This is a genomic window from Streptomyces sp. NPDC007205, assembly GCF_040634095.1.
Lineage (GTDB): Bacteria > Actinomycetota > Actinomycetes > Streptomycetales > Streptomycetaceae > Streptomyces.
Genome location: NZ_JBEYEW010000016.1, coordinates 33,176 through 59,846, shown reverse-complemented (window position 1 = coordinate 59,846; position 26,671 = coordinate 33,176). Strand labels below are relative to the sequence as shown.

The 26,671-nt window shown below is 71.9% G+C and carries 26 protein-coding genes and 1 pseudogene; 10 read left to right on the top strand and 17 right to left on the bottom strand.

Translation table 11 applies throughout. The features are described 5' to 3' along the window. Positions 1-98: 98 nt before the first annotated feature. The 7 genes from araD to ABZ624_RS25175 form a co-directional block, all read right to left on the bottom strand. Complete coding sequence (gene araD / locus ABZ624_RS25205) at positions 99-1,811, bottom strand: L-arabinonate dehydratase (protein WP_360093125.1); 1,713 nt, start codon at positions 1,809-1,811, stop codon at positions 99-101. Next, positions 1,808-2,719, bottom strand: a complete 912-nt coding sequence (locus ABZ624_RS25200) for a dihydrodipicolinate synthase family protein (protein WP_360093122.1) — start codon at positions 2,717-2,719, stop codon at positions 1,808-1,810. The genes araD and ABZ624_RS25200 overlap by 4 nt, the downstream gene beginning before the upstream one ends. After that, positions 2,716-3,390, bottom strand: a complete 675-nt coding sequence (locus ABZ624_RS25195; protein ID WP_360093119.1) for a GntR family transcriptional regulator — start codon at positions 3,388-3,390, stop codon at positions 2,716-2,718. The genes ABZ624_RS25200 and ABZ624_RS25195 overlap by 4 nt, the downstream gene beginning before the upstream one ends. Positions 3,391-3,509: 119 nt before the next feature. After that, a complete protein-coding gene (locus ABZ624_RS25190) occupies positions 3,510-3,887 on the bottom strand; it encodes a hypothetical protein (protein WP_360093116.1) in 378 nt (125 codons plus the stop codon). Positions 3,888-3,974: 87 nt separating this feature from the next. Next, positions 3,975-4,556, bottom strand: coding sequence for a TIGR03086 family metal-binding protein (locus ABZ624_RS25185; protein WP_360093113.1), 582 nt, complete (start codon positions 4,554-4,556; stop codon positions 3,975-3,977). 641 nt (positions 4,557-5,197) lie between these two features. Then, positions 5,198-6,361 (bottom strand): hypothetical protein, encoded by a 1,164-nt coding sequence (locus ABZ624_RS25180; protein WP_360093110.1) that lies wholly within the window; start codon positions 6,359-6,361, stop codon positions 5,198-5,200. Between the two features lie 31 nt (positions 6,362-6,392). Next, positions 6,393-7,334, bottom strand: a complete 942-nt coding sequence (locus tag ABZ624_RS25175) for a 5-dehydro-4-deoxyglucarate dehydratase (protein WP_360093107.1) — start codon at positions 7,332-7,334, stop codon at positions 6,393-6,395. Positions 7,335-7,558: 224 nt separating this feature from the next. Between ABZ624_RS25175 and ABZ624_RS25170 the strand changes: the two genes are divergently transcribed. From ABZ624_RS25170 to ABZ624_RS25140, 7 genes are all read left to right on the top strand, one after another. Continuing rightward, entirely contained in the window at positions 7,559-8,368 is an 810-nt protein-coding gene (locus ABZ624_RS25170; RefSeq protein ID WP_360093104.1) for an NAD(P)-dependent oxidoreductase, read from the top strand. A gap of 272 nt (positions 8,369-8,640) precedes the next feature. Next, positions 8,641-9,411: a DeoR/GlpR family DNA-binding transcription regulator gene (locus ABZ624_RS25165; RefSeq protein ID WP_360093101.1), complete on the top strand. Its 771-nt coding sequence runs from the start codon at positions 8,641-8,643 to the stop codon at positions 9,409-9,411. 75 nt (positions 9,412-9,486) lie between these two features. Beyond that, on the top strand, positions 9,487-10,857 hold the full coding sequence (locus ABZ624_RS25160; protein WP_360093098.1) for a sugar ABC transporter substrate-binding protein: 1,371 nt from the start codon (positions 9,487-9,489) through the stop codon (positions 10,855-10,857). Next, complete coding sequence (locus tag ABZ624_RS25155) at positions 10,854-11,792, top strand: sugar ABC transporter permease (RefSeq protein WP_360093095.1); 939 nt, start codon at positions 10,854-10,856, stop codon at positions 11,790-11,792. The genes ABZ624_RS25160 and ABZ624_RS25155 overlap by 4 nt, the downstream gene beginning before the upstream one ends. Beyond that, the gene (locus tag ABZ624_RS25150) at positions 11,789-12,616 is read left to right on the top strand and encodes a carbohydrate ABC transporter permease (RefSeq protein WP_360093092.1); all 828 of its coding nucleotides are present in this window, start codon (positions 11,789-11,791) and stop codon (positions 12,614-12,616) included. The genes ABZ624_RS25155 and ABZ624_RS25150 overlap by 4 nt, the downstream gene beginning before the upstream one ends. Further along, positions 12,613-13,602, top strand: coding sequence for a zinc-dependent alcohol dehydrogenase family protein (locus ABZ624_RS25145; RefSeq protein WP_360093089.1), 990 nt, complete (start codon positions 12,613-12,615; stop codon positions 13,600-13,602). Before ABZ624_RS25150 ends, ABZ624_RS25145 begins: the two co-directional genes overlap by 4 nt. Before the next feature lie 82 nt (positions 13,603-13,684). Further along, on the top strand, positions 13,685-14,926 hold the full coding sequence (locus tag ABZ624_RS25140; RefSeq protein WP_360093086.1) for a TerD family protein: 1,242 nt from the start codon (positions 13,685-13,687) through the stop codon (positions 14,924-14,926). A 72-nt stretch (positions 14,927-14,998) separates the two neighbouring features. On the opposite strand, the gene ABZ624_RS25135 is transcribed toward ABZ624_RS25140, so the two are convergent. Next, positions 14,999-15,259 (bottom strand): hypothetical protein, encoded by a 261-nt coding sequence (locus ABZ624_RS25135; RefSeq protein WP_360093083.1) that lies wholly within the window; start codon positions 15,257-15,259, stop codon positions 14,999-15,001. A gap of 171 nt (positions 15,260-15,430) precedes the next feature. Here ABZ624_RS25135 and ABZ624_RS25130 point away from each other — a divergent pair, with 171 nt between their 5' ends. After that, positions 15,431-15,610, top strand: coding sequence for a hypothetical protein (locus ABZ624_RS25130; protein WP_360093080.1), 180 nt, complete (start codon positions 15,431-15,433; stop codon positions 15,608-15,610). Here the strand turns inward: ABZ624_RS25130 and ABZ624_RS25125 are convergent. The 5 genes from ABZ624_RS25125 to ABZ624_RS25105 form a co-directional block, all read right to left on the bottom strand. Then, complete coding sequence (locus tag ABZ624_RS25125; RefSeq protein ID WP_360093077.1) at positions 15,568-16,140, bottom strand: helix-turn-helix domain-containing protein; 573 nt, start codon at positions 16,138-16,140, stop codon at positions 15,568-15,570. The genes ABZ624_RS25130 and ABZ624_RS25125 overlap by 43 nt on opposite strands. 130 nt (positions 16,141-16,270) lie before the next feature. Next, a complete protein-coding gene (locus ABZ624_RS25120; protein WP_360093074.1) occupies positions 16,271-16,909 on the bottom strand; it encodes a 2'-5' RNA ligase family protein in 639 nt (212 codons plus the stop codon). A gap of 44 nt (positions 16,910-16,953) precedes the next feature. Then, positions 16,954-17,691, bottom strand: a complete 738-nt coding sequence (locus ABZ624_RS25115; RefSeq protein ID WP_360093071.1) for a hypothetical protein — start codon at positions 17,689-17,691, stop codon at positions 16,954-16,956. Positions 17,692-17,803: 112 nt separating this feature from the next. Next, a complete protein-coding gene (locus tag ABZ624_RS25110; RefSeq protein WP_360093068.1) occupies positions 17,804-19,252 on the bottom strand; it encodes an alkaline phosphatase PhoX in 1,449 nt (482 codons plus the stop codon). A 171-nt stretch (positions 19,253-19,423) separates the two neighbouring features. Beyond that, a complete protein-coding gene (locus ABZ624_RS25105; RefSeq protein ID WP_360093065.1) occupies positions 19,424-20,860 on the bottom strand; it encodes a hypothetical protein in 1,437 nt (478 codons plus the stop codon). A gap of 266 nt (positions 20,861-21,126) precedes the next feature. Here ABZ624_RS25105 and ABZ624_RS25100 point away from each other — a divergent pair, with 266 nt between their 5' ends. Then, on the top strand, positions 21,127-22,953 hold the full coding sequence (locus tag ABZ624_RS25100) for an endonuclease/exonuclease/phosphatase family protein (RefSeq protein ID WP_360093062.1): 1,827 nt from the start codon (positions 21,127-21,129) through the stop codon (positions 22,951-22,953). 116 nt (positions 22,954-23,069) lie between these two features. On the opposite strand, the gene ABZ624_RS25095 is transcribed toward ABZ624_RS25100, so the two are convergent. The 3 genes from ABZ624_RS25095 to ABZ624_RS25085 form a co-directional block, all read right to left on the bottom strand. Then, the gene (locus tag ABZ624_RS25095; protein ID WP_360093059.1) at positions 23,070-23,627 is read right to left on the bottom strand and encodes a DUF3618 domain-containing protein; all 558 of its coding nucleotides are present in this window, start codon (positions 23,625-23,627) and stop codon (positions 23,070-23,072) included. A 233-nt stretch (positions 23,628-23,860) separates the two neighbouring features. Continuing rightward, a complete protein-coding gene (locus ABZ624_RS25090; protein WP_360093056.1) occupies positions 23,861-24,556 on the bottom strand; it encodes a hypothetical protein in 696 nt (231 codons plus the stop codon). After that, positions 24,553-24,711: a hypothetical protein gene (locus ABZ624_RS25085; RefSeq protein ID WP_360093439.1), complete on the bottom strand. Its 159-nt coding sequence runs from the start codon at positions 24,709-24,711 to the stop codon at positions 24,553-24,555. The genes ABZ624_RS25090 and ABZ624_RS25085 overlap by 4 nt, the downstream gene beginning before the upstream one ends. Positions 24,712-24,854: 143 nt before the next feature. Between ABZ624_RS25085 and dapA the strand changes: the two genes are divergently transcribed. After that, positions 24,855-25,763, top strand: a complete 909-nt coding sequence (gene dapA, locus ABZ624_RS25080; protein WP_360093053.1) for a 4-hydroxy-tetrahydrodipicolinate synthase — start codon at positions 24,855-24,857, stop codon at positions 25,761-25,763. A gap of 373 nt (positions 25,764-26,136) precedes the next feature. On the opposite strand, the pseudogene ABZ624_RS25075 reads toward dapA, so the two are convergent. Then, positions 26,137-26,337 (bottom strand): annotated as a pseudogene (locus ABZ624_RS25075) (site-specific integrase); the annotation flags it as partial. Between the last annotated feature and the right edge of the window lie 334 nt (positions 26,338-26,671).

Below are 26,671 nucleotides of genomic sequence, written 5' to 3'. Positions count from 1 at the left end.
GCCGTGCCGTACCCCCGCCGCGCCTCAGGCTCACGAACGTGTTGTGGTCCATCCACACATGCCGTGGATGAAGCGCTTCGACGGGCGGTGTGCGGGGCTCAGCCGGCGTACGGGTCCGGCACCTGGCCCGGCCGGGCAAGGAACTCGAAGTCGCAGCCGGTGTCGGCCTGGGTGATGTGCCCGTTGTGGAGGACGCCGTAGCCGCGCTCGTACCGGGCGGGCGGCGGCGTCCACGCGACCCGCCTGCGCTCCAGCTCCGCGTCGTCCACGTGGAGACGGAGACTGCGGGCCGCCACGTCCAGGGTGATGAGGTCCCCGGCGCGCACGAGCGCGAGCGGGCCGCCGATGTACGACTCCGGGGCCACGTGCAGCACACAGGCGCCGTAACTCGTGCCGCTCATCCGGGCGTCGGAGATCCGGACCATGTCCCGCACGCCCCGCTTGAGCAGGTGGTCGGGGATGGGGAGCATGCCGTACTCGGGCATGCCGGGGCCGCCCTTGGGTCCGGCGTTGCGCAGCACCAGCACGCTGTCGGCGGTGATGCCGAGGGCGGGGTCGTTGATGGTGCGCTGCATGGTCCTGTAGTCGTCGAAGACGACGGCCGGGCCGGTGTGCCTGAGCAGGCGGGGCTCTGCGGCGATGTGCTTGATGACCGCGCCGTCCGGGCAGAGGTTGCCGCGCAGGACCGCGACCCCGCCCTCGGTCGCGACCGGGTTGTCGCGGGGGCGGATGACGTCGTCGTCGTACACCTGCGCGCCGTTCAGCTGCTCGCGCAGGGTGTCGTACGACACCGTCGGCCGGTCCAGGTGGAGCAGGTCGGTGATCCGGGACAGGAAGCCGGGCAGGCCGCCCGCGAAGTGGAAGTCCTCCATCAGGTACTTCTGGCCGCCGGGGCGGACGTTGGCGACGACGGGCACGGTGCGGGCGATGCGGTCGAAGTCGTCCAGGGTGAGCTTCACCCCGGCCCGGCCGGCCATGGCGATCAGATGGATGACGGCGTTGGTGGAGCCGCCGAGGCCGAGCACGGTCGTGACCGCGTCCTCGAAGGCCTCACGGGTGAGGATGTCGGTCAGTTTCCGGTCCCGGTGGACCAGTTCGACGGCCGTCATCCCGGCCTTGGCGGCCATCCGGTCGTGCCCGGAGTCGACGGCGGGGATGCTCGACGCACCCGGCACGGTCACGCCGAGGGCCTCGGCGGCGCAGGTCAGCGTCGACGCCGTACCCATGGTCATGCAGTGCCCCGGGGAGCGCGCGAGGCCGCTCTCCAGCTCACTCATCTCGCAGTCGCCGATGAGGCCTGCCCGCTGGTCGTCCCAGTACTTCCACATGTCCGTACCGGACCCGAGCACCTCGCTCCGCCAGTGCCCCGGCAGCATGGGCCCGGCAGGCACGAAGACGGCGGGCAGGCCGGCGCTGGCCGCACCCATCAGCAGCGCGGGCGTGGACTTGTCGCACCCGCCCATCAGCACGGCCCCGTCGACCGGATAGGACCGCAGCAGTTCCTCGGTCTCCATCGCCAGCAGGTTCCGGTAGAGCATCGGCGTCGGCTTCTGGAAGGTCTCGCTCAGCGTCGAGACCGGGAACTCCAGCGGAAAACCGCCGGCCTGCCACACCCCCCGCTTCACCGCCTGGGCGCGGTCCCGCAGGTGCACATGGCACGGGTTGATGTCGGACCACGTGTTGAGCACGGCGATCACGGGCTTGCCGAGATGCTCCTCCGGCAGATACCCGAGCTGCCGGGTCCGGGCCCGGTGGCTGAACGAGCGCAGCCCGTCGGTCCCGTACCACTGGTGGCTTCTCAGCTGCCTCATACGGACCACCCGGCGGCGATGGCGGCGACCTCGGCGCGCTCGTCCTCGGGCAGGGGCCTGCTCGGCGGGCGGACGTCGCGGCGGCACAGACCGAGGGCGGCAAGCGCTTCCTTGACGACGGTGACATTGTTGGCGGAGCCGTGGGCCGCACGCAGTTCCTCGAAGCGGCGGATCTGCTCCCACACCTTCATGGCGGCCGGATAGTCGCCGGATCGAAGCGCTTCCATCATGTTCAGCGAAACGGCCGGGGCGACGTTCACGAGCCCGGAGGTGAAACCGGTGGCGCCCGCCGAGAAGTAGGAGGGGGCGTACGGCTCCGCGAGACCGGCGACCCAGACGAAGCGGTCGAGGCCGGCGTCGCGCGCGAAAGCGGAGAAGCGGGCGGCGTCCGGGACGGCGTATTTGACCCCGATGACGTTCGGGCAGTGGTCGGCGAGTTCGGCGAGCCGGGCGCCGGGCAGCTGGGCGTTGCGGATGTACGGCACCACGCCCAGCTCGGGCACGGCCTCGGCGACGGCGCGGTGGTAGTCGACCCAGCCGGCTGCCGAGACGTAGGGGTGGACGGGCTGGTGGACCATGACCATCCCGGCGCCCAGGTCGCGGGCGTGCCGGGCGCAGGCGATGGCGGTGGGCAGGTCGTGCCCGACACCGACGAGGACCACGGCGCGGTCGCCGGCCTCCTCGACGGTCGACTCGGTGACCAGGCGGCGCTCTTCGGGGGTGAGGGCGTAGAACTCGCCGGTGTTCCCGCCCGGGGTGAGGGTGCGTATCCCGCCGTCGAGCAGGCGACGCAGCAGGGCCCGGTGGGTGTCCTGCTCGACGGTGCCGTCCTCGGCGAACGGAGTCACCGGGATGGCCACCACGTCGGCCAGGGCCGCCCGTTGGGTCTCGAACGTCACGCTGCTCATGAATGACCTTCCTCTGGGCGGGACTCGGTGTCCTCGGCGTCCGAGGGGAAGGCACGCTGGACGAAGGAGGCGATGTGGGCGTGCAGGGCGCGCGCCGCCCCGTCGGCGTCACCGTCGAGCGCCAGCCGCAGGATCTCCCGGTGCTCGGCGGCCTCCCGCTCCCAGGAGGGCTCGGCGGCCCAGGCGACGGCGGAGACCAGGGCGGCCTGGTCGCGGACCTCGTCCAGCATCCGGCCGAGCAGCGGGTTGCCGCACGGCAGATACAGGGCGCGGTGGAACTCCCGGTTGGCGAGCGAGCGTTCGGCGGTGTCGGTGGCGTGGTCGGCCCGGTCCAGCGCGTCGCGCGCGGTGGCGAGGGAGGCACCTCGCCCGACGGCCCTGCGCAGCGCCTCCGGCTCCAGCAGCAGCCGTACGTCGTAGACCTCGCGCGCCATGTCCGCGTCCACCATGCGCACCGTGACGCCCTTGTACTGGTTGATCACGACGAGTCCGGTCCCGGCAAGGGTCTTCAGCGCCTCTCGCACCGGGGTCTTGGACACCCCGAACTGCGCGGCGAGCTCCGTCTCGACCAGGGAACGACCTGGCGTCAGCTGCCCGGTCAGGATGCGGTGTCTGATCGCGTCCAGCACGTACTGCGTGCGGGACGGGATCGGCGTGGGCACAGAGGTCATGCGGCCCTCTCGGATCTCACATATCGCGTCTCATATATGACGTACGAAGTGCGACGCGATGAAAGTAGGAGGGGGCGAGGGTTTCGTCAACGCTTCTGACAAAGGAAAGCGGTCGGGGGCTAGGGCGCGGGCAGGGTGAAGACCAGGAACAGGGTGCTCAGGGGTGGCAGCAGCGCGACGAGGGACGCCACGGCGCGGGCCGCCGTCCAGCGGCGCTTCCAGGGCAGCAGCCATGCGGTGAGCAGTGCGGCGGCCGAGACGGCGCCGCCGTAGGTGAGCATGCCGTAGATCCAGGCCAGCGACGTGTTGAGGGCGGCCGAGCAGTCGTCGGGGCCGCAGCTGTCCGTGGCCATGGCGGACAGCCCCCCGAAGAGGACGGCGGCCGGGCCGAGCACCACCATCAGGGCGGTCGCGATCGTCGGGGCCACCCAGCCCCTGGGATCCCGCGCGTCCCCGTCCACCGGACCCGGAACCGCCGGAGAGTGCTGTGTCGTCATGCGAGCAGTCAACCGGCGAGCGCGGTCCGGCACACGGGTGCGCCTACTCAGGCCACACCGGCCCAGGTACTCAACCGGCCCAGGTACTCAGGGGTGCCACTCCGGATGCCGGCCGCTCAGCCCGACCGCCCGGTCCAGCAGGGGCGCCTCCGGCGGAACCGGGACGACCGGGCCGAACAGGCCGTTTCCGCGGTTCGGGTCCTCGGCGGCGGCGAGCAGGAAGCCGTGAGCCGAGTCCAGGGCGGCCGGGTCGGGAGCGTAGGGCCGGCCGGTGGCGCGGGCCAGGTCCCAGCCGTGGACGACCAGTTCGTCGGCGACGACGGCACCGGCGACGTCGCCCGGCAGGTTCACCCCGCCCGCGCGGGTCATGCCGGTCCAGGCGGCCGGGTCACGCCAGGCGTCCGCGAGTTCGTCCAGGGCCTTGGGCAGCTCCTCGCGCCAGCCGGGGCCGATGTCCGGGACGGCGGCGTCCGGGCTCGTGTCGGTCGTCGCGCCGAGGTCCTTGCGGGCCGCGTCCCGGAAGGCCACGGAGAGCAGGTGGATATGGCCCAGCAGATTCCGCACCGCGCAGTCCGGGCACGGCGTGGGAGCGGACAGCTGCTCGTCCGTCACGGACTCGGCGAGCCGCGCCACGATCCGGGCCTGCGGGCCGAGGTCGACGATGGTCATGCCGCACTCCTTCGGGGTTGCGCTTCCTGTACACAGGGATGACCGGCCGGCGCGGGAAAACTCATCGGTGCGGGGGCGCCCGGATGGGGCGCGGGGCTGTGTGCGGCTACCGCCGCGTGCGCGCGAGCCCCGCAGGGGCAAGGCATCTCACCGATCCGCGCCCACCCCCCTCAGCCCCACGACGACCGGGCATGACGACTTCCTGGACCCTGCTGCGCACCCTGCGCGACCCGCAACGCGGGGCTGTGTCTCACGGGCCTGGTGGTCTCCGCTTTGGACGCCTCCTCCCTGTCGCCGTCGTCGACCGCCTCGGGGGACGCCTCTTCTGGGCGGCGGGGCGGCGGGGATCGCGCTGAGGGCGCTCGCGGTGGCCGCGCGTGCCGTGCCGTCGGATGCGGTGGTCCTCGCCTCCACCGCGGCGATCGGGCTCGGTCTGCCCGGTGTGCTGGTCGCGGCGTTCACCGCCGTCCGGCAGCACACGCCCGGCCCGCTGCTCGGCGGCCCGGGCGACGGCCACCGCCGGCACCCTGTTCCTTCGCGCCCATCATCCTCGGGCTGGGCGTCGGCGCCGGTCGCGCCTCCCCCGCGCCGCTGTTGCCGCTGTACGGCCTCACCTTGCCCGGGACCGCGGCTTCGCCGGCTCAGCGCGCGGACAGCGCCTCGCGCACCGCGGCGAGGTCCGGGTCCGACGCCAGGCCCGCGTGATACAGCCGCAGTTCCGTTGCCCCCTCGGCACGCGCACGTGCCGCGTCCGCCGCGAGCGTGCCGGGGCTGCCGCCCATCCCGGAGACGACGGTGAAGTTGGCGGCCAGCACCGTCCGCTCCCCGGCCTGTTCGGCGAAGGGTGCCAGCAGGGCCGTACCGCCCGCGCACGGCACCACCACGCCGTCGGCGGCGGACAGGACGCGCGCGGGGTCGACGCCGGCGTTGGCGCCGCAGTGGTGGGAGACCGGGTCGGCGTGCAGCAGGACCTGGAAGGCGGCCGGTGCGGCGGCGCGTACGGCGGCGACGGCCTCCTCCTGGAGGGTGCCCGCGGTGTCGTCACGCCACGCGCGCGTGCGGGCGGCCGTCTCCTCGCCGAGCAGCTCGGCGACCGTGGGCCAGCCCTCGTCGTCCGCCGTGCCCCGCCACAGCGGCTCCAGCGCGGCGCGCACCGAACCGGCCAACCCGTCCGGGTCGAGGCCCTGTGCGCTGTATCCGGCGCGGCAGGACGGGCAGAAGCACAGGGACATCAGGTACTGCCCGGCCTCCCCCAGCCCCACCCCGGAGGTCTTGTCGTGGGCGTGCAGGTGCTGCAGCCCGTACCAGCCGAGGGACTCCAGCTCGGTGCCGTGCGCGCCGGGGCGTACGGCGGCCTCGGCGGCCAGGTCGACCAGGTACGCGCGCGTGGCGGGCTGGGCGATGCAGGGCGCCCAGGGATAGGGGTCGCCGTAGGCGTTGACGACCGAGGTGTAGGGGTGTTCGGCGCCCAGGCGGGAGTTGTGGGCGAGGACGACCCAGGTGTGCACCTCCAGACCGGCCGCGGCGAGCGCCTGCGCGGCCTCGCCGTAGGCGTCACCGGGGGCCCAGCGGCCGGCGGGGTACGGCCTGAGGCCGCGGCCCGTCCAGCGCTCGCCCGCCGGGTAGAGGACGGCCGCGTACTCGGCGGTGACGATGCGGTGGCGGGGGTGGCGGGGGGTCAGGGCACGGGTGGAGTGGTAGGCGGCGGCGAGGGTCACCTGCTCGACGCCGAGCCCGGCGATGCGCGCCGGGGCCTCGGGGTCCCCGTTGACGTCCCAGGGGTAGACGAACGCCGACGCTTTCACGCGTCCTCCTGCGAGCCGTACCGGCGCTCGCTCACGCGATCTCCCGCAGCAGCTCGTGTCCCCGCTCGATCAGCTGGGCGAGTTGTCCGACGTGGTCCTCCGACGGCTCGTGCAGCGGGGGCCGGACCTCGCCGACGTCCAGGCCGCGCAGCCGTACGCCCGCCTTGACGAGCGAGACGGCGTAGCCCCGGCCCTGGGCGCGCAGTTCCACGAACGGACGGTAGAAGCCGTCCAGCAGGCGATGGACGGTCGCCGTGTCGCCGGCGGCCAGGGCCCGGTGGAAGGCGAGGGCGATCTCGGGGGCGAAGCAGAAGACGGCCGAGGAGTACAGGGTGACGCCGAGGGCGTGGTAGGCGAGCTGGGTCTGCTCGGCGGTGGGCAGGCCGTTGAAGTACAGGAGGTCGCCGGGAGTCTCGGTGCGTACCGCGCTGATGATCCGCTGCATCAGGTCGAGGTCACCCAGGCCGTCCTTGAGGCCGGTGATCCCCTCGGTGCGGGCGAGTTCCACCACCGTCCGCGGGGTGAAGACGGCGTTGTCGCGCTGGTAGACGATCACCGGCAGGGCGGTGGCCGCGGCGATCTCCCGGTAGTGCCGCAGCAGTCCCTCCTGGCCGGCGACGACGAGGTAGGGCGGCATGGCGAGGAGGCCGTCGGCGCCCGCGGCCTCGGCGAGACGTGCGTAGCGGACGGCGAGCGCGGTGCCGTAGCCGGCGCCGGCGACCACCGGGACCCGTCCGTCGGCCGCCTCCACGGCCATCCGGACGCAGGCCTCGAACTCCTCCGGCAGCAGCGCGTGGAACTCCCCGGTGCCGCAGCAGGCGAACACGGCGGCGGCGCCGGCCGTGACGCCCCGGTGCACATGGGTGCGGTAGGCGTCGAGGTCGAGTGAGCCGTCGGGGCCGTAGGCCGTGACGGGGAAGAAGAGCGGCCCGCGCGGATCGCTGAGCCGTTCGGTGAGAGGAGCTGGCGTCACGGGCTCTCCCTTGGGGCCACGCCGGTACATGCGCCGGTGCATGTGTCTGATTCACGTCTATGTTTCTGAACGCGACCACGCTAAAGGCCCCCTTACGGCGGGTCAAGCAGCCAAACCCGAGACACTCAAGCGGATTCGCCCGCCTCGCAGGAGGCTTGACGGTGCACGGCGAAACTCCCTAGCGTGCCTACGAATGTGAATTTCGTTCACAAGGAGAACCACGGATGCCTGCTCCCCGCACCGTTCTGCTCACCGGCGCCGCCGGCGGGCTCGGCGCCCTGATGCGGTCCCTGCTGCCGGAGTACGGCTACACGCTGCGCCTGTTCGACGTGCGCCCCGTCGAGGGCGAGCCGGAAGCGATCACCGCCGACCTCGCCGACACGCAGGCGCTGCGCGAGGCCGTGCGGGGCGTGGACGCGGTCCTCCATCTCGCGGGCATCTCGCTGGAAGCACCCTTCGAGAAGATCCTGAAGTCCAACATCGAGGGCACCTACAACCTCTACGAGGCCGCCCGCCGGGAGGGCGTGCCCCGGATCGTCTTCGCCTCCTCCAACCACGCCGTCGGCTTCACCCCTGCGCCGCGCGCGGGCGAGCCGCTGATCCCGATCGACACCCCACGCCGCCCGGACACCTTCTACGGCCTGTCCAAGTCCTTCGGCGAGGACCTCGCCCAGCTGTACTGGGACAGGCACGGTCTGGAGACCGTGTCCGTGCGCATCGGCTCCTGCTTCCCGGAGCCGACCACCGTGCGCATGCTCTCCGTGTGGATGAGCCCGGCCGACGGCGCCCGCCTCTTCCACGCGGCCCTGACCGCCGGGGAGGTCGGCCACACAGTCGTCTACGGCTCCTCCGCGAACACCCGGCTGTGGTGGGACCTGACCACCGCGCGGGCGCTCGGCTACGAGCCGCAGGACGACTCCGAGCCGTACGCCGGGAAGCTGATCGCCGAGCAGGGCGAGCTGGACCCGGAGAACCCGGCGCACAGCCACCTCGGCGGGCACTTCGTGAACGACCCGCCGATCTGGCCGTACTGACCTCACCGTCGGCCCGCCGGGCCGAAAACGATCGCTCACGCGTGCGGGCGGGCACCGAACGGGCCCGCCCGCCGCCGTATTCGGGCATCCGGGCCGCCCGCTCCCACCCCGCCGGGGGCCGCCTCGCAGGTCCACGCCGGGCGCCGCCCTCGGTGAACGGGCACAAACGGGCAGTATCGGGCCCGCAACAAGCCTGGTCAGCACCGCACCCCCGCTGTAGAACTTCCCTCATGGGCCCGAACGGGCAGTTCCGCGGGAAGGCAGGTGACGGCATGGGCGCAAGGACGGCGGAAGAACGCCAGCGCGCCATCGTGCGGGCCGCGCGCGCCACCGGCTCGGTCGACGTCACCGCGCTCGCCGCCGAGCTGGGCGTGGCCAAGGAGACCGTCCGGCGCGATCTGCGCGCCCTGGAGGACCACGGCCTGGTCCGTCGCACGCACGGCGGCGCCTATCCGGTGGAGAGCGCCGGCTTCGAGACGACACTCGCCTTCCGCGCCACCAGCCACGTGCCCGAGAAGCGCCGGATCGCCGCCGCCGCGGCCGAGCTGCTCGGGGACGCGGAGACGGTCTTCGTGGACGAGGGCTTCACCCCACAGCTCATCGCCGAGGCCCTGCCGGCCGACCGGCCGCTGACGGTGGTCACCGCGTCCCTGCCGGTCGCGGGCGCCCTGGCGGAGGCCGAGCAGATCTCGGTGCTGCTGCTGGGCGGCCGGGTGCGGGCCGGCACGCTGGCCACCGTCGACCACTGGACGACGAAGATGCTCGCCGGTTTCGTCCTGGACCTCGCCTACATCGGCGCCAACGGCATCTCCCGCGAGCACGGCCTGACCACGCCCGACCCCGCGGTCGGCGAGGTCAAGGCACAGGCCGTACGGGCCGCGCGCCGCACCGTCTTCGCGGGCGTGCACACCAAGTTCGGTGCGGTCAGTTTCTGCAGGTTCGCCGAGATCGGCGCGCTGGAGGCGATCGTGACGAGCAGCCAGCTCCCGGCCGCCGAGGCCCACCGCTACTCCCTGCTGGGCCCGCAGGTCATCCGGGTCTGAAAGTCCAACCACCCCTTCAGGGGGCGTCCCCGCCCCTCAGTGCCCCTTATATCCCTAAATCTCCAGGAGCGATCCATGCGTATCCCGAGCCGACGGAGGCCGCGAGCCACGCTCGCCCTGGCCGCCGCAGGGACGCTGCTCGCCCCGCTGCTCTCCGGCTGCTGGGCCGGTGCGGGCGGGACCGGTTCCGGCGGCGACTCCATCAATGTGCTGATGGTCAACAACCCCCAGATGACCGAGCTGCAGAAGCTGACCGCCGCCCACTTCACCAAGGAGACCGGCATCAAGGTCAACTTCACCGTCCTGCCCGAGAACGACGTGCGCGACAAGATCAGCCAGGACTTCGCCAACCAGGCCGGCCAGTACGACGTGGCCACCCTCTCCAACTACGAGATACCGATCTACGCCCGCAACGGCTGGCTGCACGAGATGAACGGGTACGTCGCGAAGGACCCGGCGTACGACGAGCAGGACGTCCTGAAGCCGATGCGGCAGTCCCTCACCGGCGACGACGGCAAGCTCTACGGGCAGCCCTTCTACGGCGAGTCGTCCTTCCTGATGTACCGCAAGGACGTGTTCGCCGCGAAGGGCCTCACCGTGCCGGCCCACCCCACCTGGCAGCAGGTCGCCGCCCTGGCAGCGCGGGCGGACGGCGCGCAGCCCGGCATGAAGGGCATCTGCCTGCGCGGACTGCCGGGCTGGGGCGAACTGATGGCCCCGCTGACGACGGTCGTGAACACCTTCGGCGGCACCTGGTTCGACCAGCACTGGAAGGCCCGCCTGGACTCCCCGGGATTCGAGAGGGCGACAAAGTTCTATGTCGACCTCGTCCGGGCGCACGGTGAGTCCGGAGCCGCGCAGTCCGGGTTCGCCGAGTGCCTGAACGACATGACCCAGGGCAAGGTCGCCATGTGGTACGACGCCACCTCCGCGGCCGGCCTGCTGGAGGCGGCGAACTCCCCGGTCAGGGGCAAGCTCGGGTACGCCGCCGCCCCGGTCGAGAAGACCGGCTCCTCCGGCTGGCTCTACACCTGGGCCTGGGGCATCCAGAATGCCTCCCGCAATCCCGACAAGGCCTGGAAGTTCGTCTCCTGGGCGTCCGGCAAGGGGTACGAGCAGCTGGTCGGCAGATCCAGCGGCTGGTCGAACGTCCCCGCGGGCAAGCGGGCGTCGACGTACACGAACGCGGACTACCGCACGTCGGCGGCGGCCTTCCAGGAGATGACCAAGGAGGCCATCGAGAGCGCCCGCCCGAACGACCCCGGGACACAGCCGCGGCCCGCGCCCGGCATCCAGTTCGTCGGCATACCCGAGTTCACCGACCTCGGCACCAAGGTCTCCCAGGAGATCAGCGCGGCCATCGCCGGACGCCAGTCCGTCGCCTCGGCCCTGAAGACATCGCAGGCGCTCGCCGAGAAGATCTCCAAGGAGTACGAGGGACGATGACAGCGACGACCACGGCCCCGTACGCGGCCGCTCCCGCAAGAACGTCGAAGCAACCCTCGGCCCGGCTGCGCGCCTGGGCCACCCGGGCCCCGCTGCTGCCGGCCCTCGTCTTCATGATCGCCGTGACCCAGCTGCCGTTCGTGGCCACGCTGGTGATCTCCTTCTTCGACTGGAACGCCCTCTACCCCAAGGCCCGCCGCTTCACCGGCCTCGACAACTACCGCCAGGTGCTGACCGACGCCGGCCTGCGCCACTCGGTGTGGACGACCGTGCTGCTCACGGTGGCGGTGGTGCTGGCCAGCCTGGTGCTGGGACTGGCGCTGGCGCTGCTGCTGGACCGCAGGTTCCGCGGCCGGGGCATCGTCCGCACCCTCCTCATCGCGCCGTTCCTGGTGGTGCCGGTGGCCGCCGCCCTGCTCTGGAAGCATGTGCTCTACAACCCTGAATACGGCCTGCTCAATGGGTTGTTGCACTATGTGGGCGGCCCACAGCCCGACTGGATCTCGCACACCCCGCTGCTTGCGGTCGAGGCCTCCCTGGTGTGGCAGTGGACGCCGTTCATGATGCTGATCCTGCTCGCCGGGCTGCAGAGCCGGGACCAGCAGCAGATCGAGGCCGCGCGGGTCGACGGCGCGAACGACTGGCAGGTCTTCCGCCATCTGACCCTGCCCCATCTGCGCCGCTATCTGGAGCTGGGCGCCCTGCTGGGCTCGGTCTACATCGTCCAGAACTTCGACGCGGTCTTCACGATCACCTCGGGGGGACTGGGGACGGCGAACCTGCCGTACACCGTCTACCAGAGCTTCTACCAGGCCCACGAGAACGGGCTCGCCTCGGCGGCCGGCGTCCTGGTCGTCATCGGCTCGATCATCATCGCGACCTTCGCCCTGCGCGTGGTGTCGTCCCTGTTCCGCGAGGAGGTGTCCCGCGCATGAACGCCGTACTGCGCCGCAACGGGCTCGGACTGGTGGCCTGGCTCGCCGGGATCGTGTTCTTCCTGCCGATCGCGTGGATGGCCCTGACGTCCTTCCACTCCGAGGCGGACGCGGCGACCAGCCCGCCGTCCTTCGCCGCGTCGCTGACGCTCGACGGCTACCGCGAGTTCTTCGGCAGCGGCGGCGGGCCGAGCCCGTGGCCCGCGCTGGTCAACTCCACGGTGGCATCGGTGGTCTCCACCCTCTGCGTCCTCCTGCTGGCCCTTCCGGCGGCGTACGCGCTGTCCGTCCGGCCGGTGAAGAAGTGGACGGACGTGCTGTTCTTCTTCCTGTCCACGAAGATGCTGCCGGCGGTGGCCGGTCTGCTGCCGATCTACCTGTTCGCCAAGAACGCCGGGATGCTCGACAACATCTGGCTCCTGGTCATCCTCTACACCTCCATGAACCTGCCGATCGCGGTGTGGATGATGCAGTCCTTCCTCGCCGAGGTCCCGGTCGCCGTCATCGAGGCGGCCCGCGTGGACGGCGCCCGCCTGCCGACGATCCTCGCGCGCGTGGTGGCCCCCATCGCCCTGCCGGGGATCGCGGCGACGGCCCTGATCTGCTTCATCTTCAGCTGGAACGAGCTGCTGTTCGCCCGGGTCCTCACGGGCGTGGTCGCCGAGACCGCCCCCGTCTTCCTGACCGGGTTCATCACCAGCCAGGGCCTGTTCCTGGCCAAGGTGTGCGCCGCGTCGCTCGTCATCTCCCTGCCGGTGCTCGCCGCGGGGTTCGCCGCCCAGGACAAGCTGGTCCAGGGCCTGTCGTTGGGAGCCGTGAAATGAAGGCCGCCGTCATCGAGTCCGTGGGCCGCGCCGTCGTCACCGAGGTCCCGGACCCGACGCCGGGACCGCGCGAGGTCGTCGTGGAAGTGGCCGCGTGCGGCCTGTGCGGCACCGACCTGCACATCCTCCAGGGGGAGTTCGCGCCCAAGCTGCCGATCGTCCCCGGGCACGAGTTCGCGGGCACGGTGGTCGGGGTCGGCGGCCAGGTCACCGAGGTCGCGACCGGCGACCGGGTGGCCGTGGATCCCTCGCTGTACTGCCACGAGTGCCGTTACTGCCGTACCGGCCACAACAACCTGTGCGAGCGGTGGGCCGCGATCGGCGTGACCACGGCGGGCGGTGCGGCCCAGTATGCGGTGGCGCCGGTGGCGAACTGCGTCAAGCTGCCGGAACACGTCCGCACCGAGGACGCGGCCCTGGTGGAGCCCCTGTCGTGCGCGGTCCGCGGCTATGACGTCCTGCGGTCCCGCCTCGGCGCCCACGTCCTGATCTACGGCTCCGGGACCATGGGCCTGATGATGCTGGAGCTGGCCAAGCGGACGGGCGCGGCGAGCGTGGACATGGTCGACGTGAACCCGGCGCGCCTGGAGACGGCCCGTCTGCTCGGCGTCTCGGCTGCGGCGGGCAGCGCGGACGAACTGGACCGCCCGCGGGGCTGGGACGTGGTCGTGGACGCGACCGGCAACGCGGCGGCGATCCAGGACGGCCTGGACCGGGTGGCGAAGGCGGGCACGTTCCTGCAGTTCGGGGTGGCCGACTATGCGACGCGGGTGACGATCGATCCGTACCGCATCTACAACCAGGAGATCACCATCACCGGTTCGATGGCCGTCCTGCACAGCTTCGAGCGTGCGGCCGAGCTGTTCGCGAACGGGGTGCTCGATCCGCGGGTGTTCATCAGCGACCGGATCCCGCTGGAGCGCTACCCGCAGGCGCTGGAGCAGTTCGCGGCCGGGGTGGGGCGGAAGATCGTGGTCGTGCCGTAGGCCGTCCGGCGGGCCGTCCGATGGCTTTCGGCTGGTAAGGGAACGGTAAAGCGGTGTCGTTCGTTCACCCGGCATGACAGCTATGACCCCTGGCTCGAACATCCCTCTGTCGGTCGCCCGCGTCACGGTGGACGTGGCCGCGCCGGTGCGGCTCGACGTGTCGGGCCTGCTGCTCACCGCCGACGGCAAGGTGCGCTCGGACGACGACTTCATCTTCTACAACCAGCCGACGGGCCCCGGCGTGAGCCACACGTCCGGCGGCGGTGCGGCCCCGGACGCGATCACGGTCGACACCGCCGCCGTCCCGCCGGACATCGAGAAGATCGTGGTCACGGCCAGCCCGGACGCGGCCGGCCAGACCTTCCAGGGCATCGAGCCGACCGCCACGGTCCGCGACGCGGACGGCGGCGCGGTGCTGGCCACGTTCACCCCGCCGCAGCTCGGCACGGAGACGGCACTGGTCGTCGTGGAGATCTACCGCCGGGGCGGCGCCTGGAAGGCCCGCGCCGTCGGCCAGGGGTACGCCGACGGACTGGCCGGCATCGCGACGGACTTCGGTGTGACGGTGGAGGAGCCCACGGCACCGCCCCGGCCGACGGCCCCGCCGGCGCCCCCTGTGCAGACCCCGGCGGCCCCTGTGCAGACCCCGGCGACCCCGCCCGCGCCCACCATACAGACCCCGGTCACCCCGCCCGCCCCGCCGGTGTCCGTGCCCCCGGCCCCGCCCGCCGCCGCTCCCGGCGCCGGGAAGATCAACCTCGACAAGGGCCGGGTCAGCCTGCAGAAGAACCAGACCGTGTCCCTGGTCAAGGGCGGCCGGCCGCTGCTGTCCCAGGTGCGGATGGGCCTCGGCTGGGAGCCCGCGTTCCGTGGCAGGGACATCGACCTGGACGCCTCGGTCATCGCCTACGGCCCACAGCGCAACGCCCTCGACAGCTGCTACTTCGGCAAGCTGACGATCCTGAACGGCGCGATCCGGCACTCCGGTGACAATCTCACCGGTGAGGGCGGGGGCGACGACGAGGTGATCACCGTGGACCTCGGCGGCCTGCCCCAGGAGGTCACCGGACTGGTCTTCACGGTGAACTCCTTCTCCGGCCAGAAGTTCACCGAGGTCGCCAAGGCGTACTGCCGCCTGGTGGACGCGGCCACGGGCGAGGAACTGGTCCGCTTCGACCTCACCCACGCCGAGCCCCAGACCGGCGTGATGATGGCCAAGCTGGTCCGGCAGTTCTCCGGCGAGTGGGACATGACGGCGATGGGCGAGTTCGTGAAGGCCCGGACGGTGCGGAACATGGTGGAGCCGGGGGCGCGGGCGCTGTGACACCGTGCCGGTCGGAGCGGAGAGCCGCTTCTCTCCCCGCTCCGACCGGGCCGGCGTGCCGCGCCGCCGACATCAGCTCCGCTGCCGCGCACGCTCGCGTACGCCGATCCACCCGCACACGGCGGCCAGCGGAACGGCGGACAGCACCATGGGCCACACCCGTCCAAGCCCGGCCCCCTCGTCCCGGCCGGACAGGTGCGGGTGCCACAGGCCCAGGCCGGCCGCCAGACCCAGCGTGCAGCCGGCGACGGCGGGCGGGCCGGTCCACGCCAGCAGGTAGTACCGCCAGGCCTCCCGCAGCCGGAGCCGCGACACCCTGCTGTTCCCGGACACGCTGCGCCGGCTGGCCCACCGGCACTTCCCGGCCGGGCCGGATCATGCGGACCGCAGGACGGCCACCGTGACCAACCGGGAACGGGAGATCCTCCGGCGGATGGCCCAGGGCCTGTCCACCAGCAGATCTCCGGGCGGCTGGCGGTCAGCCCGGAGACCGTCAAGACGCATGTGGGGAACATCCTGGCCAAGCTGAACGCCAACAACCGCACGCACGCGGTGGTGCTCGCCTACGAGACGGGCGTCCTGGGACCGGGAGACACGACGACGGACGGCGGGGCGGTGGCGGACCGGGCGGCGCGCGGGTCTCACCCCGTCGGCCGCAGGCCCTCCGTCAGCAGGGCCAAGTAGCGTCGGAGCTGTCGCCCCTGCCCGCTCGCCAGCTCCGACGCCGCGGCCACCCCGTGCGCCAGCCGCAGCACCTCGATCGGCTCGACATCACCCCGCAGCGATCCCTCCGCCTGCGCCGCCTCCACCAGCCGCGCCACCGCCCCCTTGACCACCGTCCCGCACACCGTCAGCGCCGCCGAACCGCCGTCCGTGACCGCCGAGCCGAGCAGCGCCTTCATGCCCCGCACCTGGATCGTGCCGACGCCCAGCTCGTACAGCCACTCCGTCAGCGCCTCACCGGGCGGCAGCTCCCGCGCCAGCTCGTCGGCCCGCGTCCCCAACGCCTCGATCCGGTCCACGTACGCGGCCTCCAGCAGCTTCTGCCGGGTCGGAAAGTGCCGGTAGAGCGTGCCCGAGCCGACACCCGCCCGCCTGGCGATGTCGTCGAGGGACGCGTTCTCCCCATGCTCGGCGAAGGCCTCCGCCGCCACCTTCAGCAACCGCTCGTAGTTGCGTCGAGCGTCCGCACGCATGGGCCTCACCTGCGGCATCCAGTCACTCCCCACTCGTTGCCGTCCCCGCCGCCGTGACCACCGGGACGGTGGCCGGCGCCGACACCCGAGTCTGCACCAGCGGGCCGGGCAGGGGCACCTTCTCCGCGCAGCGCTCGCCGGCGCCCGCTCAGTGCCGCGCGGGTGGCTCGTACCCGCCGGTGGCCGGGTCCGGTCCGAGGTGCCGGTGTACGGCACCGGTGCCCAGGCCGATGGTGGCCCGAGTGCGCATGGGGCCGTCACCGCGGCGGGACAGCACGTCGATCTCGGCCACGCGCGCGTGCAGCACGCCGAGCCGGGCGGCGCACTCGGCCGTGAGGACGCGTGGGGCGCGGGTGCGGCCGAGCGAGAGGTGCGGAACGAAGCGCGGGAAGCGCTCCGTGCAGTACGGGAAGGGCTCCGCCAGCGCGCGCTGGAGCTCCGTCCAGGGTGCGAGGCCGGCCGCCGCGGGGTCGAGCCACACGGTGGCGTAGGACCGGTGGCGGAATGCGTGGACGCCGCTGAGCCGGATGTCGAAGGGCGCGCACCCGGCGGTCGCGGCGGCCAGCAGCGGGAGCGCCGCCGGGAAGTCCTCCTCCGGTACGAACCCGAAGACCAGGTTCACATGGGGTGGCCAGCGGCGGATCTGCGGGTCGTGTGCGACGCGGATGCGCTGGATGGCGGGCCAGAGTTCGGCCGGGGGAAGCCACACCACGGCGGTCCGGGGCGTGGGGACCGACTCGAGCCGGCCGAAGGCTTCGGCCGGGCCGGGCGTCGAGGGGCAGGGCACACCGCCATCATGGCCCCGCCCGCCGACGGCCGCCGCCTCATTCCTCAGGCAACCGAAGCCAGCAGGAAAGCCCAGGCGTCGGCCACGAAGTCGGCTGCACGCTCATTCTCGCCGCTGACCTTCTCGCCGCTGGGCTTTGCGGGGATGAGCTTCTCGTCGCTGGGCTTCACGGGGGTGAGCTTGTCGTCGCTGGGCTTCGCGGTGTGGTGCTTGTGACCGAGCTTCGCGGTGTGCTCCTTGTGTTCGCCCTTTCCCGCCGGGTGCTTGTGGCTGTGCTTCGCGCCGTGCTGCTTGTCTTCGTGCTTCGCGCCTTCCTGCTTGTGTTCGGGCTTCTTCGCCGGCTGCTTGTGATCGGGCTGCGACGCCGAAGGCTTGTGCTCGGGCTTGGACACCGAGGGCTTTTGGTCTTGCTTCGGCTTGGAAGGCTTGTGCTCGGGCTTCGGCTTCGGCTTCGGCTTGGAAGGCTTCTGCTCGTGCTTCGCCGGTTTCGTCGGCTCCTTCGCCGGCTTCGCCGGTGGAGCCGCGACCGAGACGGAGTGCACGTCGGAGTGCGAGCCGGACGGGGACTCGGACTGCGCGTCCGACTGTGAGTCGGAGTGTGAGTCGGACTGCGTCTCGCTGTGCGGGGCGCCCCACGTGGCCACGGCGGTGGCCTGGGAGGAAGCGACCGCGGAGACCTGCTGCGGACCGTCGTTGTCGTCGGCGAAACCGGTGCCGGCACCGAGGGCGGACAGCCCCGTGACCACTGCGGCCACAAGCGCTGCGCGCTGGAACTTACGCATGGTTGACCCTTTCTCACCTGAGCATGGAGATCTCCATCGACTACTCAGCGTGAGAAATATATGCACAGAAGGTAGTAATCTGTGATCTAAGGCGAGGCGCCGTGTCGAGGATTCACGCGCGCTTCCGGCGCATCCACGGCCCCGTGACGGCCAGCATGATGCCCGGCGTCTGGATGTTCACGAACAGGGTCGTGCCGTCGGGTGAGAAGGTGACGCCCGTGAACTCGCCGTATTCGGGCTCGTCTTCCGTGCCGATGTTGAGTTCGTTGCGGGCGATCGGATAGGTGCGGCCGCTCTCCGTGGCGCCGAACAGGTGCTGGCCGCCCTCGCCGTCCTCGGCGACGACGAGGCCGCCGTACGGGGAGACCGTGATGTTGTCCGGGCCGTCGGAGTCTCCGTCCCCGGACGGGTCGCGGTGCACACCGAGCAGGACCTTCAGGGTGAGGGTGCGGCGCCGCGGGTCGTAGAACCAGACCTGCCCGTCGTGCTGGACCGGACTCTCCACGCGGGCGTAGGAGGAGACGACGTAGGCGCCGCCGTCGCCCCACCACATGCCTTCCAGCTTGCGGGCGCGGGTGACCTGGCCGTCGGTGAACTGCTTGCGGACGGCCACCGTCTGCGCGTCCGGGTCCGGGACGTCCACCCAGTCGACGCCGTACACCGTGCCGGTCTTCGTGGCGCGGGAGAGGTCGTCGACGAACTTGCCGCCGGAGTCGCAGCACTTGAAGGCCTGGAGGACGCCGGCGTCGTCGGCGAGCGTGCGGAACCTGCCGCGGCCGTGCCGGAAGCCCTCCGGTGGGGTCCAGCGGTACAGCAGGCCGTTCGGGCCGGCGGCGTCCTCGGTGAGGTAGGCGTGGCCGCGCCTGGGGTCGATGACGACGGCCTCGTGGGCGTAGCGTCCGAGGGCCTTGACGGGCCTCGGGTCGAGGTTGGCGCGACGGTCGGCGGGGTCGACCTCGAAGACGTAGCCGTGATCCTTGGTCATGCCGTTCTGGCCGGCCCTGTCCTCGGTCTCCTCGCAGGTGAGCCAGGTGCCCCAAGGGGTGCTGCCGCCAGCGCAGTTGGTGGAGGTGCCGGCGATGCCGACCCACTCGGCGACCTGGTCGCGGCGTACCTCTACGACGGTGCAGCCGCCGGACGCGGCGGGGTCGTAGACGAGGCCCTCGGTGAGCGGGACGGGGTACCGCCAGGCCGAACGGGGGCCCTTGAGCTCGTGGTTGTTGACCAGGAGGGTGGCGCCGCGGGGGCCCGCGAAGGCGGCGGTGCCGTCGTGGTGGGAGGGCGTGAACTCGCCGGGCTCCAGCTTGGTCCTGCCGCTGTAGGTGATGATCCGGTACGTGAAGCCCGCGGGAAGGGCCAGGATGCCGTTCGGGTCGGGGATCAACGGGCCGTAGCCGACGCCGTGGTGGCCCCCGTGCGCCGGCTCCGCCTCGGTGCTCTCGATGTCCGCCGCGGCGAGGGTGTTCGGCGCGGTGGCGAGGACGCCGACGCTGCCCGCCAGGGCGACCCCGGCGCCGGTGATCGCGCTCTTTCCGGCGACGTCCCTGCGGGTGAGCGACATGGTGTGTCTCCTGAGACGGTGGGGGTGCCGTGGAGGGTGGCGGACCTCGTTCGGCGCACACGCTCTCGGCACACCGTGAACGGGAGTTGAACGCCGGGCCACGTCACCGGCCCTTGTTCAAGAATCCGCATGCACCGCGTGACACCGGCCCACGACCGGCCCCAGGAGTCGTCAGGCGCCGTGTTGCGACCGGGCCTTGAACGCCGCCTTCCGCGCCTGCTTCGCCACCTTCTTGTCCGGATGCAGCCGCCCCATCGCCTCCAGCACATCGGCCGTGGCCGGATGCTCCACCCGCCAGGCCGCGGAGAAGAACCCGCTGTGCTGCGCCGCCAGCCCCTCCACCAGTGCCTGGAGTTCCTCGGAGTTGCCCTCGGCGGCCAGCTGCGCGGCAACCGTGTCGATGGTCAGCCAGAAGACCATCGCCTCGGACGGCGCCGGGACCCCCGCGGCCCCCCGCTCGCTCAGCCACACCCGGGCCAGGCCGCCGAGCTCGGGATCGTCCAGCACCTCGCGGAGTGCCGGCTCCGCCTCCGCGCCCACCAGCGACAGCGCCTGCTGACAGCGCAGCCTCCGCAGCGGCGCGCCCGCGTCGGCGCCCCGGGCCGCGGCCAGCAACTCCCGTGCGGCGGCCAGCGGTTCACGCCGTGCCAGCCACTGCTCGGTCTCGGCCTGGGCCGCGCCCTGGCCGAAACTCGCCGTCCCGTCGAGCAGCGCGTCCGCTCCCTTGTCGGCGAGTTCACCGACGGCCGACGCCTGGAACCCGGCCTCCAGCAGCCGCGCCCGCAGCCCGTACAGCCCGAGCGGGGTGAGCCGGACCATGCCGTAGCGGGAGACATCGGTGTCGTCCACCGGCGCGGCGGGCTCCTCGACAGCGTCGTCGATGTCCGCCATCAGTGCCTCGTCCACCGGCTGGTACGCCACGAGCCCGACCGGCTCCAGCGCCCGGAACTGGTCGTCCAGCCGCATCATCGCGTCGGAGACCTGCTCCAGCACGTCGTTGGTCGGTTCGCCCATGCCGTCGGGCACGAGCATCGAGGCGGCCAGGGCGGGCAGCGGAACGGGGCCGCCACCGGCGCCGTCCTCACTCACCGTCAGCAGATAGAGGTTGCCGAGGACGCCGTCGAGGAAGTCCGCCTCGGCCTCCGGGTCCCAGTCGAGTGACGAGAAATCGATCTCCCCGCCCTCGTCAAGGGCGTCGACCAGACCCTCCAGATCGGGCACGCTCGCATCGGCGATGACGGTCTCCAGCACGGCGAGCCACACGGCGAGCACATCGGCCGGGGAGCCCCCGGTGAGCAGCTTCAGCTCCTCACCGGCCCGGACAGTCCCCGCCTCCTCGTCCACGATCTCGACCAGTCCGGCGTCCACGGCGACCCGCCAGGCCTCACTGGCGTACGCGGCGGCGTCGTCACCGCTCAGTCCGAGCAGTTCGGCGGCGGCCGGAAGCTGCTCCTCGGCCAGTCCGCCGTCGGCGTCCACACGGGTGTCGGGGCCGGCCCAGCGGGCGAGACGGGCGGCACGGGACAGCAACGGCGTGGACAGCGCGGCGCGCGCCAGCTCCGCTTCGGGGTGCAGCCGTACGGGCGGCAGGGGGGAGCTGTCTGACATCGGCTGGTTCTCCTCAACACCGTGAACGGGCTCAACCGCTCAGCCTAGACGGATTTCCACCCATGCCGCCCGGTTCATCTCTTCGTCAGCGACGGTACATGGCCGAAACCTTGACAACTCCCCGCGTCAGGCTGGAGATTGACGCGCGTAGAAGTTGGGGGGACAACTGTTCACTCGGCTCTATGCGTGTCACGGAGGGCAACGAGCCCCGCACGCTCCCGTTCCACCCTCGTCCCGGCGCTCACGTACGTCCCCGGAGGGATCCCTTGCCGAGCAGGTCTTCCGCGCGCCTCGCCGCGCTCACCGTCGCCGCCGTCTGCAGCGCGGCGTCCGCCGTCGTCCTCACCTCCCCCGCCCACGCGGATTCGGTGCGCATCCACGACATCCAGGGCACCACCCGAATATCGCCGCTCGCCGGCCGGCAGGTCACGGACGTCCCCGGCATCGTCACGGCCACCCGCGGCTACGGCTCCTCCAGAGGTTTCTGGATCCAGGACCCGGCCCCGGACGACAACCCGGCCACCAGTGAGGGTGTCTTCGTCTTCACCGGCTCCGCGCCGAAGGTCGCGGTCGGCGACTCGGTGACGGTGACCGGCATGGTCTCCGAGTACGTCCCGGGCGGCACCTCCTCCGGCAACCAGTCCGTCACGGAGATCACCAAGCCGGCCGTCACCACCGTCTCCACCGGCAACCCGGTCCCGGCGCCGGTCGTGGTCGACGAGAACTCGGTGCCGGACGCGTACGCCCCCGAGGGCGACACCGCGGCGAACGGCTCCGTCAACGGCCTGACCCTGGACCCGTCCGCGTACGCCCTGGACTACTACGAGTCCCTGGAGGGCATGAACGTCCAGGTCGCCGACGCCCGCGTGGTCACCGCGACCGACCCGTACAGCGAGCTGTGGGTCACGGTGAAGCCGCACGAGCACCGTACCCACCGGGGCGGCACGATCTACGGCTCCTACGACTCCCAGAACACCGGCCGACTGCAGGTCCAGTCGCTGGGTCCGGCCGCCGACTTCCCGAAGGCGAACGTCGGCGACACCCTCTCCGGCACGACGACCGGCCCGCTGGACTTCAACCAGTTCGGCGGCTACACCCTGGTCGCGAACAAGCTCGGCACGCTGCGGAGCGGCGGCCTGGAGCGCGAGACCACGCGGAAGCAGGCGCGCGGCGAGCTGGCGGTGGCGACGTACAACGTCGAGAACCTCGACCCGTCGGACGCCACCTTCGACAAGCACGCCGCCGCGATCGTGAACAACCTGCAGTCGCCGGACATCGTGTCCCTGGAGGAGATCCAGGACGACAACGGCGCCAAGGACGACGGTACGGTCGACGCGAGCGAGACCGTGGACAAGCTGATCGACGCGATCGTCGCGGCGGGCGGCCCGAAGTACGACTGGCGCTCGATCAACCCGGTCAACGACCAGGACGGCGGCGAGCCGGGCGGCAACATCCGCCAGGTGTTCCTCTTCAACCCGGAGCGGGTGTCCTTCGTGGACCGTCCGGGCGGCGACTCCACCACGGCGGTCGGCGTCACCAAGGTGAACGGCAAGGCGCAGCTGACGGCCTCCCCCGGCCGGATCGACCCGACGAACGCGGCCTGGACCAACAGCCGCAAGCCGCTGGCCGGCGAGTTCGTCTTCCACGGCAGGACCGTGTTCGTGATCGCCAACCACCTCAACTCCAAGGGCGGCGACCAGGGGCTGAGCTCGCAGTACCAGCCGCCGGTGCGCAGCTCGGAGATCCAGCGCCACGCCCAGGCGACCGAGGTGAACGCGTTCGTCAAGAGCATCCTCGACGTCCAGAAGAACGCGAAGGTCATCGCGCTCGGCGACATGAACGACTTCGAGTTCTCCGGCACGGCGAAGATCCTGGAGGGTGACGGCGAGCTGTGGTCGGCGATCAAGTCGCTGCCCAGGAGTGAGCGTTACACCTACGACTACCAGGGCAACGAACAGGTCCTGGACCAGATCCTGATCAGCCCGGCGGTCCGGCGCGGCGGCGACTTCGAGTACGACAGCGTGCACGTCAACTCGGAGTTCAACGACCAGATCAGCGACCACGACCCGCAGGTGCTGCGGTTCCGCCCGTAAGCCTCCCGAGGTCCCAGGACTGGCTGAACGCGCCGTTCAGCCAGTCCTGCCGGTCCTGCCGGTCCTGCCGGTCCTGCCGGTCCTGCCGGTCCTGCCGGTCCTGCCGGTCCTGCCGGTCAATGGTCGTGCAGCCTGCGCCAGGCGATACCGGCTGCCACCGCCGCCGCGCCCAGCACGCCCACCACGAGGATCGGGCCGGGGTGGCGCATGCCCGCGCGCAGAGCGCCACGCAGCGGCTGCGGAGCGCCACCCTGCACGGCGTGCCCCGCGCGCCCCGCCCGCCCCTGCACGGCGTGCCCGGCACTGGCCGCCCGGCCCTGCACCGCATGACCCGCCCTGGCCGCCTGCCCCTGCACCGCGTGCCCTGCCTGCACGGCCCTGCCCTGCACCGCGTGCCCTGCCTTGGCGGCCCGGTCCTGGACGCCGTGGCCGGCGTGGGCGGCGCTCGCGCGCAGCTGCACGGTCATGGCACCGGCCTTGTCCCTCAGGTCGGCGGCCCGTACCCGGGCCCGTCCCGTGACATCAGCCTTGCCGACCAACTGGGCGACGGTGTGCCCGAGTTGGTGCCTGGTCTGTTCGATCTGCTGCCGCAGCTCGTCGGGGCCCTTGGCGCCCGAGCGGTGCGGGATCCTGTGCATCATCGGTGTGCCCTTTCCTGCTGTGGCGATGCGCATGGCGCCTCCTGGTGCCGCACAGTGCGGCGAGGGGACGTGCCGGGTGGTGTCCGCCCGCGGCGGCCGGCGAAGACCTGCGCACCAGGCAACGGACACCACCCGGGCGCGGCACCGTTCACCGACCACCGTAGGCGCGACACCAGCCACGACGCACCCGCGCGGGTCGCCGCGGGCAGCCAAGCCCACGCACCCGCACGCGCGGCCCCGGGTCCGGGTACCCGGTCCGAAGACCGTTAGCCCCGCTCGCCTCCGCCACCCCCGCGCTCGCCGAGGCGCGCGAGTTGACTCTGGAACCAGTCGAGGCGCGCCTGCAACAGCGCCGCCTCGGCGGCGAGTTCCGGCAGGTCCAGCTCCGTCCCGTCCGCCAACCCGCCGGAGGGGAGTCCCGTACCGCCGTCCCGCGCCACCACTCTCAGCCCTTCCCCGGCCAGCCGGGCGAACCCGGCGAGCGAGACGGACGTACGCCCACGCAGACAGCCGGCGCAGACGGGGACGAGGGCCGGCCAGCCGGGCCTGCCCCAGCCGGCGTCGGCCAGGGCGACAGCCGTGGCACCGCAGGTGCACGGCCCCGCGATGGCCGTGCGCACCCGCTGCCGGGCATAGCGGAAGCCACGCTCGAAGCGGATGTAGGCGCCGAGCACGGAGACCTCCAGCAGCACTGCCGTCCGATGCTCGGCGGTGCTCAGCATGGCCTCGGCGGCCCCGCGCTCATGGACGCAGTGGAACCCGCAGTCGCACAGCCGGGCCGGCGGCCGGTGCCGCCGCCCGTAGACGCACGCGGCGTCGTCGAGCACGCCGTACGGCAGCGCACCGCCGAGCGACACTCCGGTGAACCCGGCCCGGGTGCCGTCCTGGGACAGCACCGGGTGGGCGATCTTGTATCCGGTCGGCGGCTCCGTGGGGCGTTCCGCCGGGAGCCGCAGTCTCATCGGGCGGCCGGAACCTCTTCGCGGGCCGGCTCGGCCGGTTCGACGTGGACCGTCTCCTCGGGCGCCAGGATCTCCTCTTCGCGGACGAGCGGTCGCTGCCGCTCCTCGGCGACTCCGGTGGCCAGTGCCTTGCCGAGCTTCATGGTGCCTCCCATGACGACGTCGGTGACCCTCCGGCCATAGTGACCCATGAGGTGCCGAGTTGGACATAGGACCCGCCCACTCTGAAGCAGTACTTAAGAACACATCGTAGAAGAATTAAGTAGAACTTCATTCACGAGCTGCCGAGACTACTCCCATGACGACCCCTCGCACCACCGCCCGGCCCCGCCCCTTCGGCCGCACCCTCTGCGCGATGATCACGCCGTTCACCGAGGCGGGCGCCCTCGACCTGGACGGAGCCCGGAAGCTGGCCGCGTGGCTGGTGGCCGAGGGCTGCGACGGCCTGGTGCTGAGCGGCACCACCGGCGAGTCCCCCACCACCACGGACACCGAGAAGACGGAGCTGATCGCGGCGGTCCGGGAGGCGGTCGGCGACCGGGTGTCCCTGGTCGCGGGCGTGGGTACGGCCGACACCCGGCACACCGTCGAACTGACCCGCGCGGCCGGGGAGGCGGGCGCCGACGGGGTGCTCGTGGTGACGCCGTACTACAGCAGGCCGCCGCAGGAGGCGGTGGAGGCGCACTTCCGTGAGATCGCCGACGCGAGCGCCCTGCCCGTGATGCTGTACGACATCCCCGGCCGCACCGGCACCCGCATCGAGCCCGAGACGCTGATCCGCCTCGCCGCGCACCCGCGGATCGTGGCCGTCAAGGACTGCTCGTACGACTTCCTCGGCACCCAGAAGGTGCTGGCCCACACGGACCTGGCGTACTACGCGGGCTGCGACGAACACGTGCTCGCGCTGTACGCGGTCGGCGCGGCGGGCTGCGTGAGCACGGTCGCCAACGCCGTTCCCGGACACATCGCGGCGATCCTCGACGCGTTCGACGCGGGCGACACCGCCCGGGCGACGGAACTCCAGCTGCGGGCCACACCGTTGATCGAGGCGATGATGGCCGCGGGCCTGCCCGGGACCGTCACCGCGAAGGCGCTCCTCACCCGCCTCGGCCTGCCCGCCGGCCCGGTGCGCGCACCCATGCTGCCCGCCGGCCGGAAGACGGCCGACGGGCTGCTGGCACTGCGGGCGGAGCTGGTCGCGGGGTGATCAGCTTTCGGCGCGGACGGGTCGCCAGTACCGGCCGGTGTCATCGTCCTTCGGCTGCCGGTAGCCACTGAGCGGGGACCACCTCGGTGCCGCCGATCGTGACCAGCACGAGCCGCGGCTGGTACCCGTTCCTCGTGCGGGTCCCGCGCCCAGGCGATGAGCCGCCTGTCGTCCGCCCAGGCGAGCAGCTCGGCACCGCGCACCCGGGTGACCTCCTTACCGGTCAGCGGATCACGGATCGCGGAGTACGACCTTCTGTCCGGCTCCGCCGTCGGCCCCGAGGGGGCCAGTCGGCCGTCCAGGGAGAGCCGGGCGCCCGACATCCGGCCGCAGATACCGCTCGCAGTTGTGGCTGTTCTGAGTAAGCCGCAGGTCAGTGGCCTGGCTTGCCCCCTGGGCCGTCTAGGGGCCGTCCTCGGTGCTGTCGGGGTCCCGGAATCATGCGCGTGTAGGTCCGGAGGGTGAAGCCGGGGTCGTGGTGGCCGAGATATTTGTTCAGGGCCTTGATGCTCTCCCCCGTGTCCAGGAGCACGGACGGGTAGAAGTGGCGAAGAGCGCGCATGCCGTTCTCGCGTCCGAGGGGCTCGACCTGCCGGACGGACGTAGATGGTGCCGCCGAGGAAGTGTACGTCTCCAAGCCAGGCCGAAGATCTCGTCTTGCCGAGGGCCGCACCCGGCCCCCAAGGACACCACCTCTGGTACGCATCCGGCAATGCGTCGTATGCAGCCATGACGCGCGCGACGGACCACGGCAGCTCCCGCATCCATGCGCGCAGGTGAGAGGGGCGGAAGAAGGCCATCGGCCGCTCACGGAGGTACAGGAGCGCACGGACCCGCAGTCGGATCTCGACACTCTCGCGAGTCACCGGGTCGATGGTGAGGGCCGCCATCCACCCCTTGGCGCGAGC

Coding starts and splice junctions, on each gene's coding strand:
- ABZ624_RS25115 (WP_360093071.1), bottom strand. CDS start 17,691: ATGCGTAAGTTCCAGCGCGCAGCGCTTGTGGCCGCAGTGGTCACGGGG.
- ABZ624_RS25145 (WP_360093089.1), top strand. CDS start 12,613: ATGAAGGCCGCCGTCATCGAGTCCGTGGGCCGCGCCGTCGTCACCGAG.
- ABZ624_RS25190 (WP_360093116.1), bottom strand. CDS start 3,887: ATGACGACACAGCACTCTCCGGCGGTTCCGGGTCCGGTGGACGGGGAC.
- ABZ624_RS25200 (WP_360093122.1), bottom strand. CDS start 2,719: ATGAGCAGCGTGACGTTCGAGACCCAACGGGCGGCCCTGGCCGACGTG.
- ABZ624_RS25150 (WP_360093092.1), top strand. CDS start 11,789: ATGAACGCCGTACTGCGCCGCAACGGGCTCGGACTGGTGGCCTGGCTC.
- ABZ624_RS25155 (WP_360093095.1), top strand. CDS start 10,854: ATGACAGCGACGACCACGGCCCCGTACGCGGCCGCTCCCGCAAGAACG.
- dapA (WP_360093053.1), top strand. CDS start 24,855: ATGACGACCCCTCGCACCACCGCCCGGCCCCGCCCCTTCGGCCGCACC.
- ABZ624_RS25090 (WP_360093056.1), bottom strand. CDS start 24,556: ATGAGACTGCGGCTCCCGGCGGAACGCCCCACGGAGCCGCCGACCGGA.
- ABZ624_RS25095 (WP_360093059.1), bottom strand. CDS start 23,627: ATGCGCATCGCCACAGCAGGAAAGGGCACACCGATGATGCACAGGATC.
- ABZ624_RS25110 (WP_360093068.1), bottom strand. CDS start 19,252: ATGTCGCTCACCCGCAGGGACGTCGCCGGAAAGAGCGCGATCACCGGC.
- ABZ624_RS25105 (WP_360093065.1), bottom strand. CDS start 20,860: ATGTCAGACAGCTCCCCCCTGCCGCCCGTACGGCTGCACCCCGAAGCG.
- ABZ624_RS25170 (WP_360093104.1), top strand. CDS start 7,559: ATGCCTGCTCCCCGCACCGTTCTGCTCACCGGCGCCGCCGGCGGGCTC.
- ABZ624_RS25165 (WP_360093101.1), top strand. CDS start 8,641: ATGGGCGCAAGGACGGCGGAAGAACGCCAGCGCGCCATCGTGCGGGCC.
- ABZ624_RS25140 (WP_360093086.1), top strand. CDS start 13,685: ATGACCCCTGGCTCGAACATCCCTCTGTCGGTCGCCCGCGTCACGGTG.
- ABZ624_RS25160 (WP_360093098.1), top strand. CDS start 9,487: ATGCGTATCCCGAGCCGACGGAGGCCGCGAGCCACGCTCGCCCTGGCC.
- ABZ624_RS25185 (WP_360093113.1), bottom strand. CDS start 4,556: ATGACCATCGTCGACCTCGGCCCGCAGGCCCGGATCGTGGCGCGGCTC.
- ABZ624_RS25125 (WP_360093077.1), bottom strand. CDS start 16,140: ATGCCGCAGGTGAGGCCCATGCGTGCGGACGCTCGACGCAACTACGAG.
- araD (WP_360093125.1), bottom strand. CDS start 1,811: ATGAGGCAGCTGAGAAGCCACCAGTGGTACGGGACCGACGGGCTGCGC.
- ABZ624_RS25195 (WP_360093119.1), bottom strand. CDS start 3,390: ATGACCTCTGTGCCCACGCCGATCCCGTCCCGCACGCAGTACGTGCTG.
- ABZ624_RS25085 (WP_360093439.1), bottom strand. CDS start 24,711: ATGGGAGGCACCATGAAGCTCGGCAAGGCACTGGCCACCGGAGTCGCC.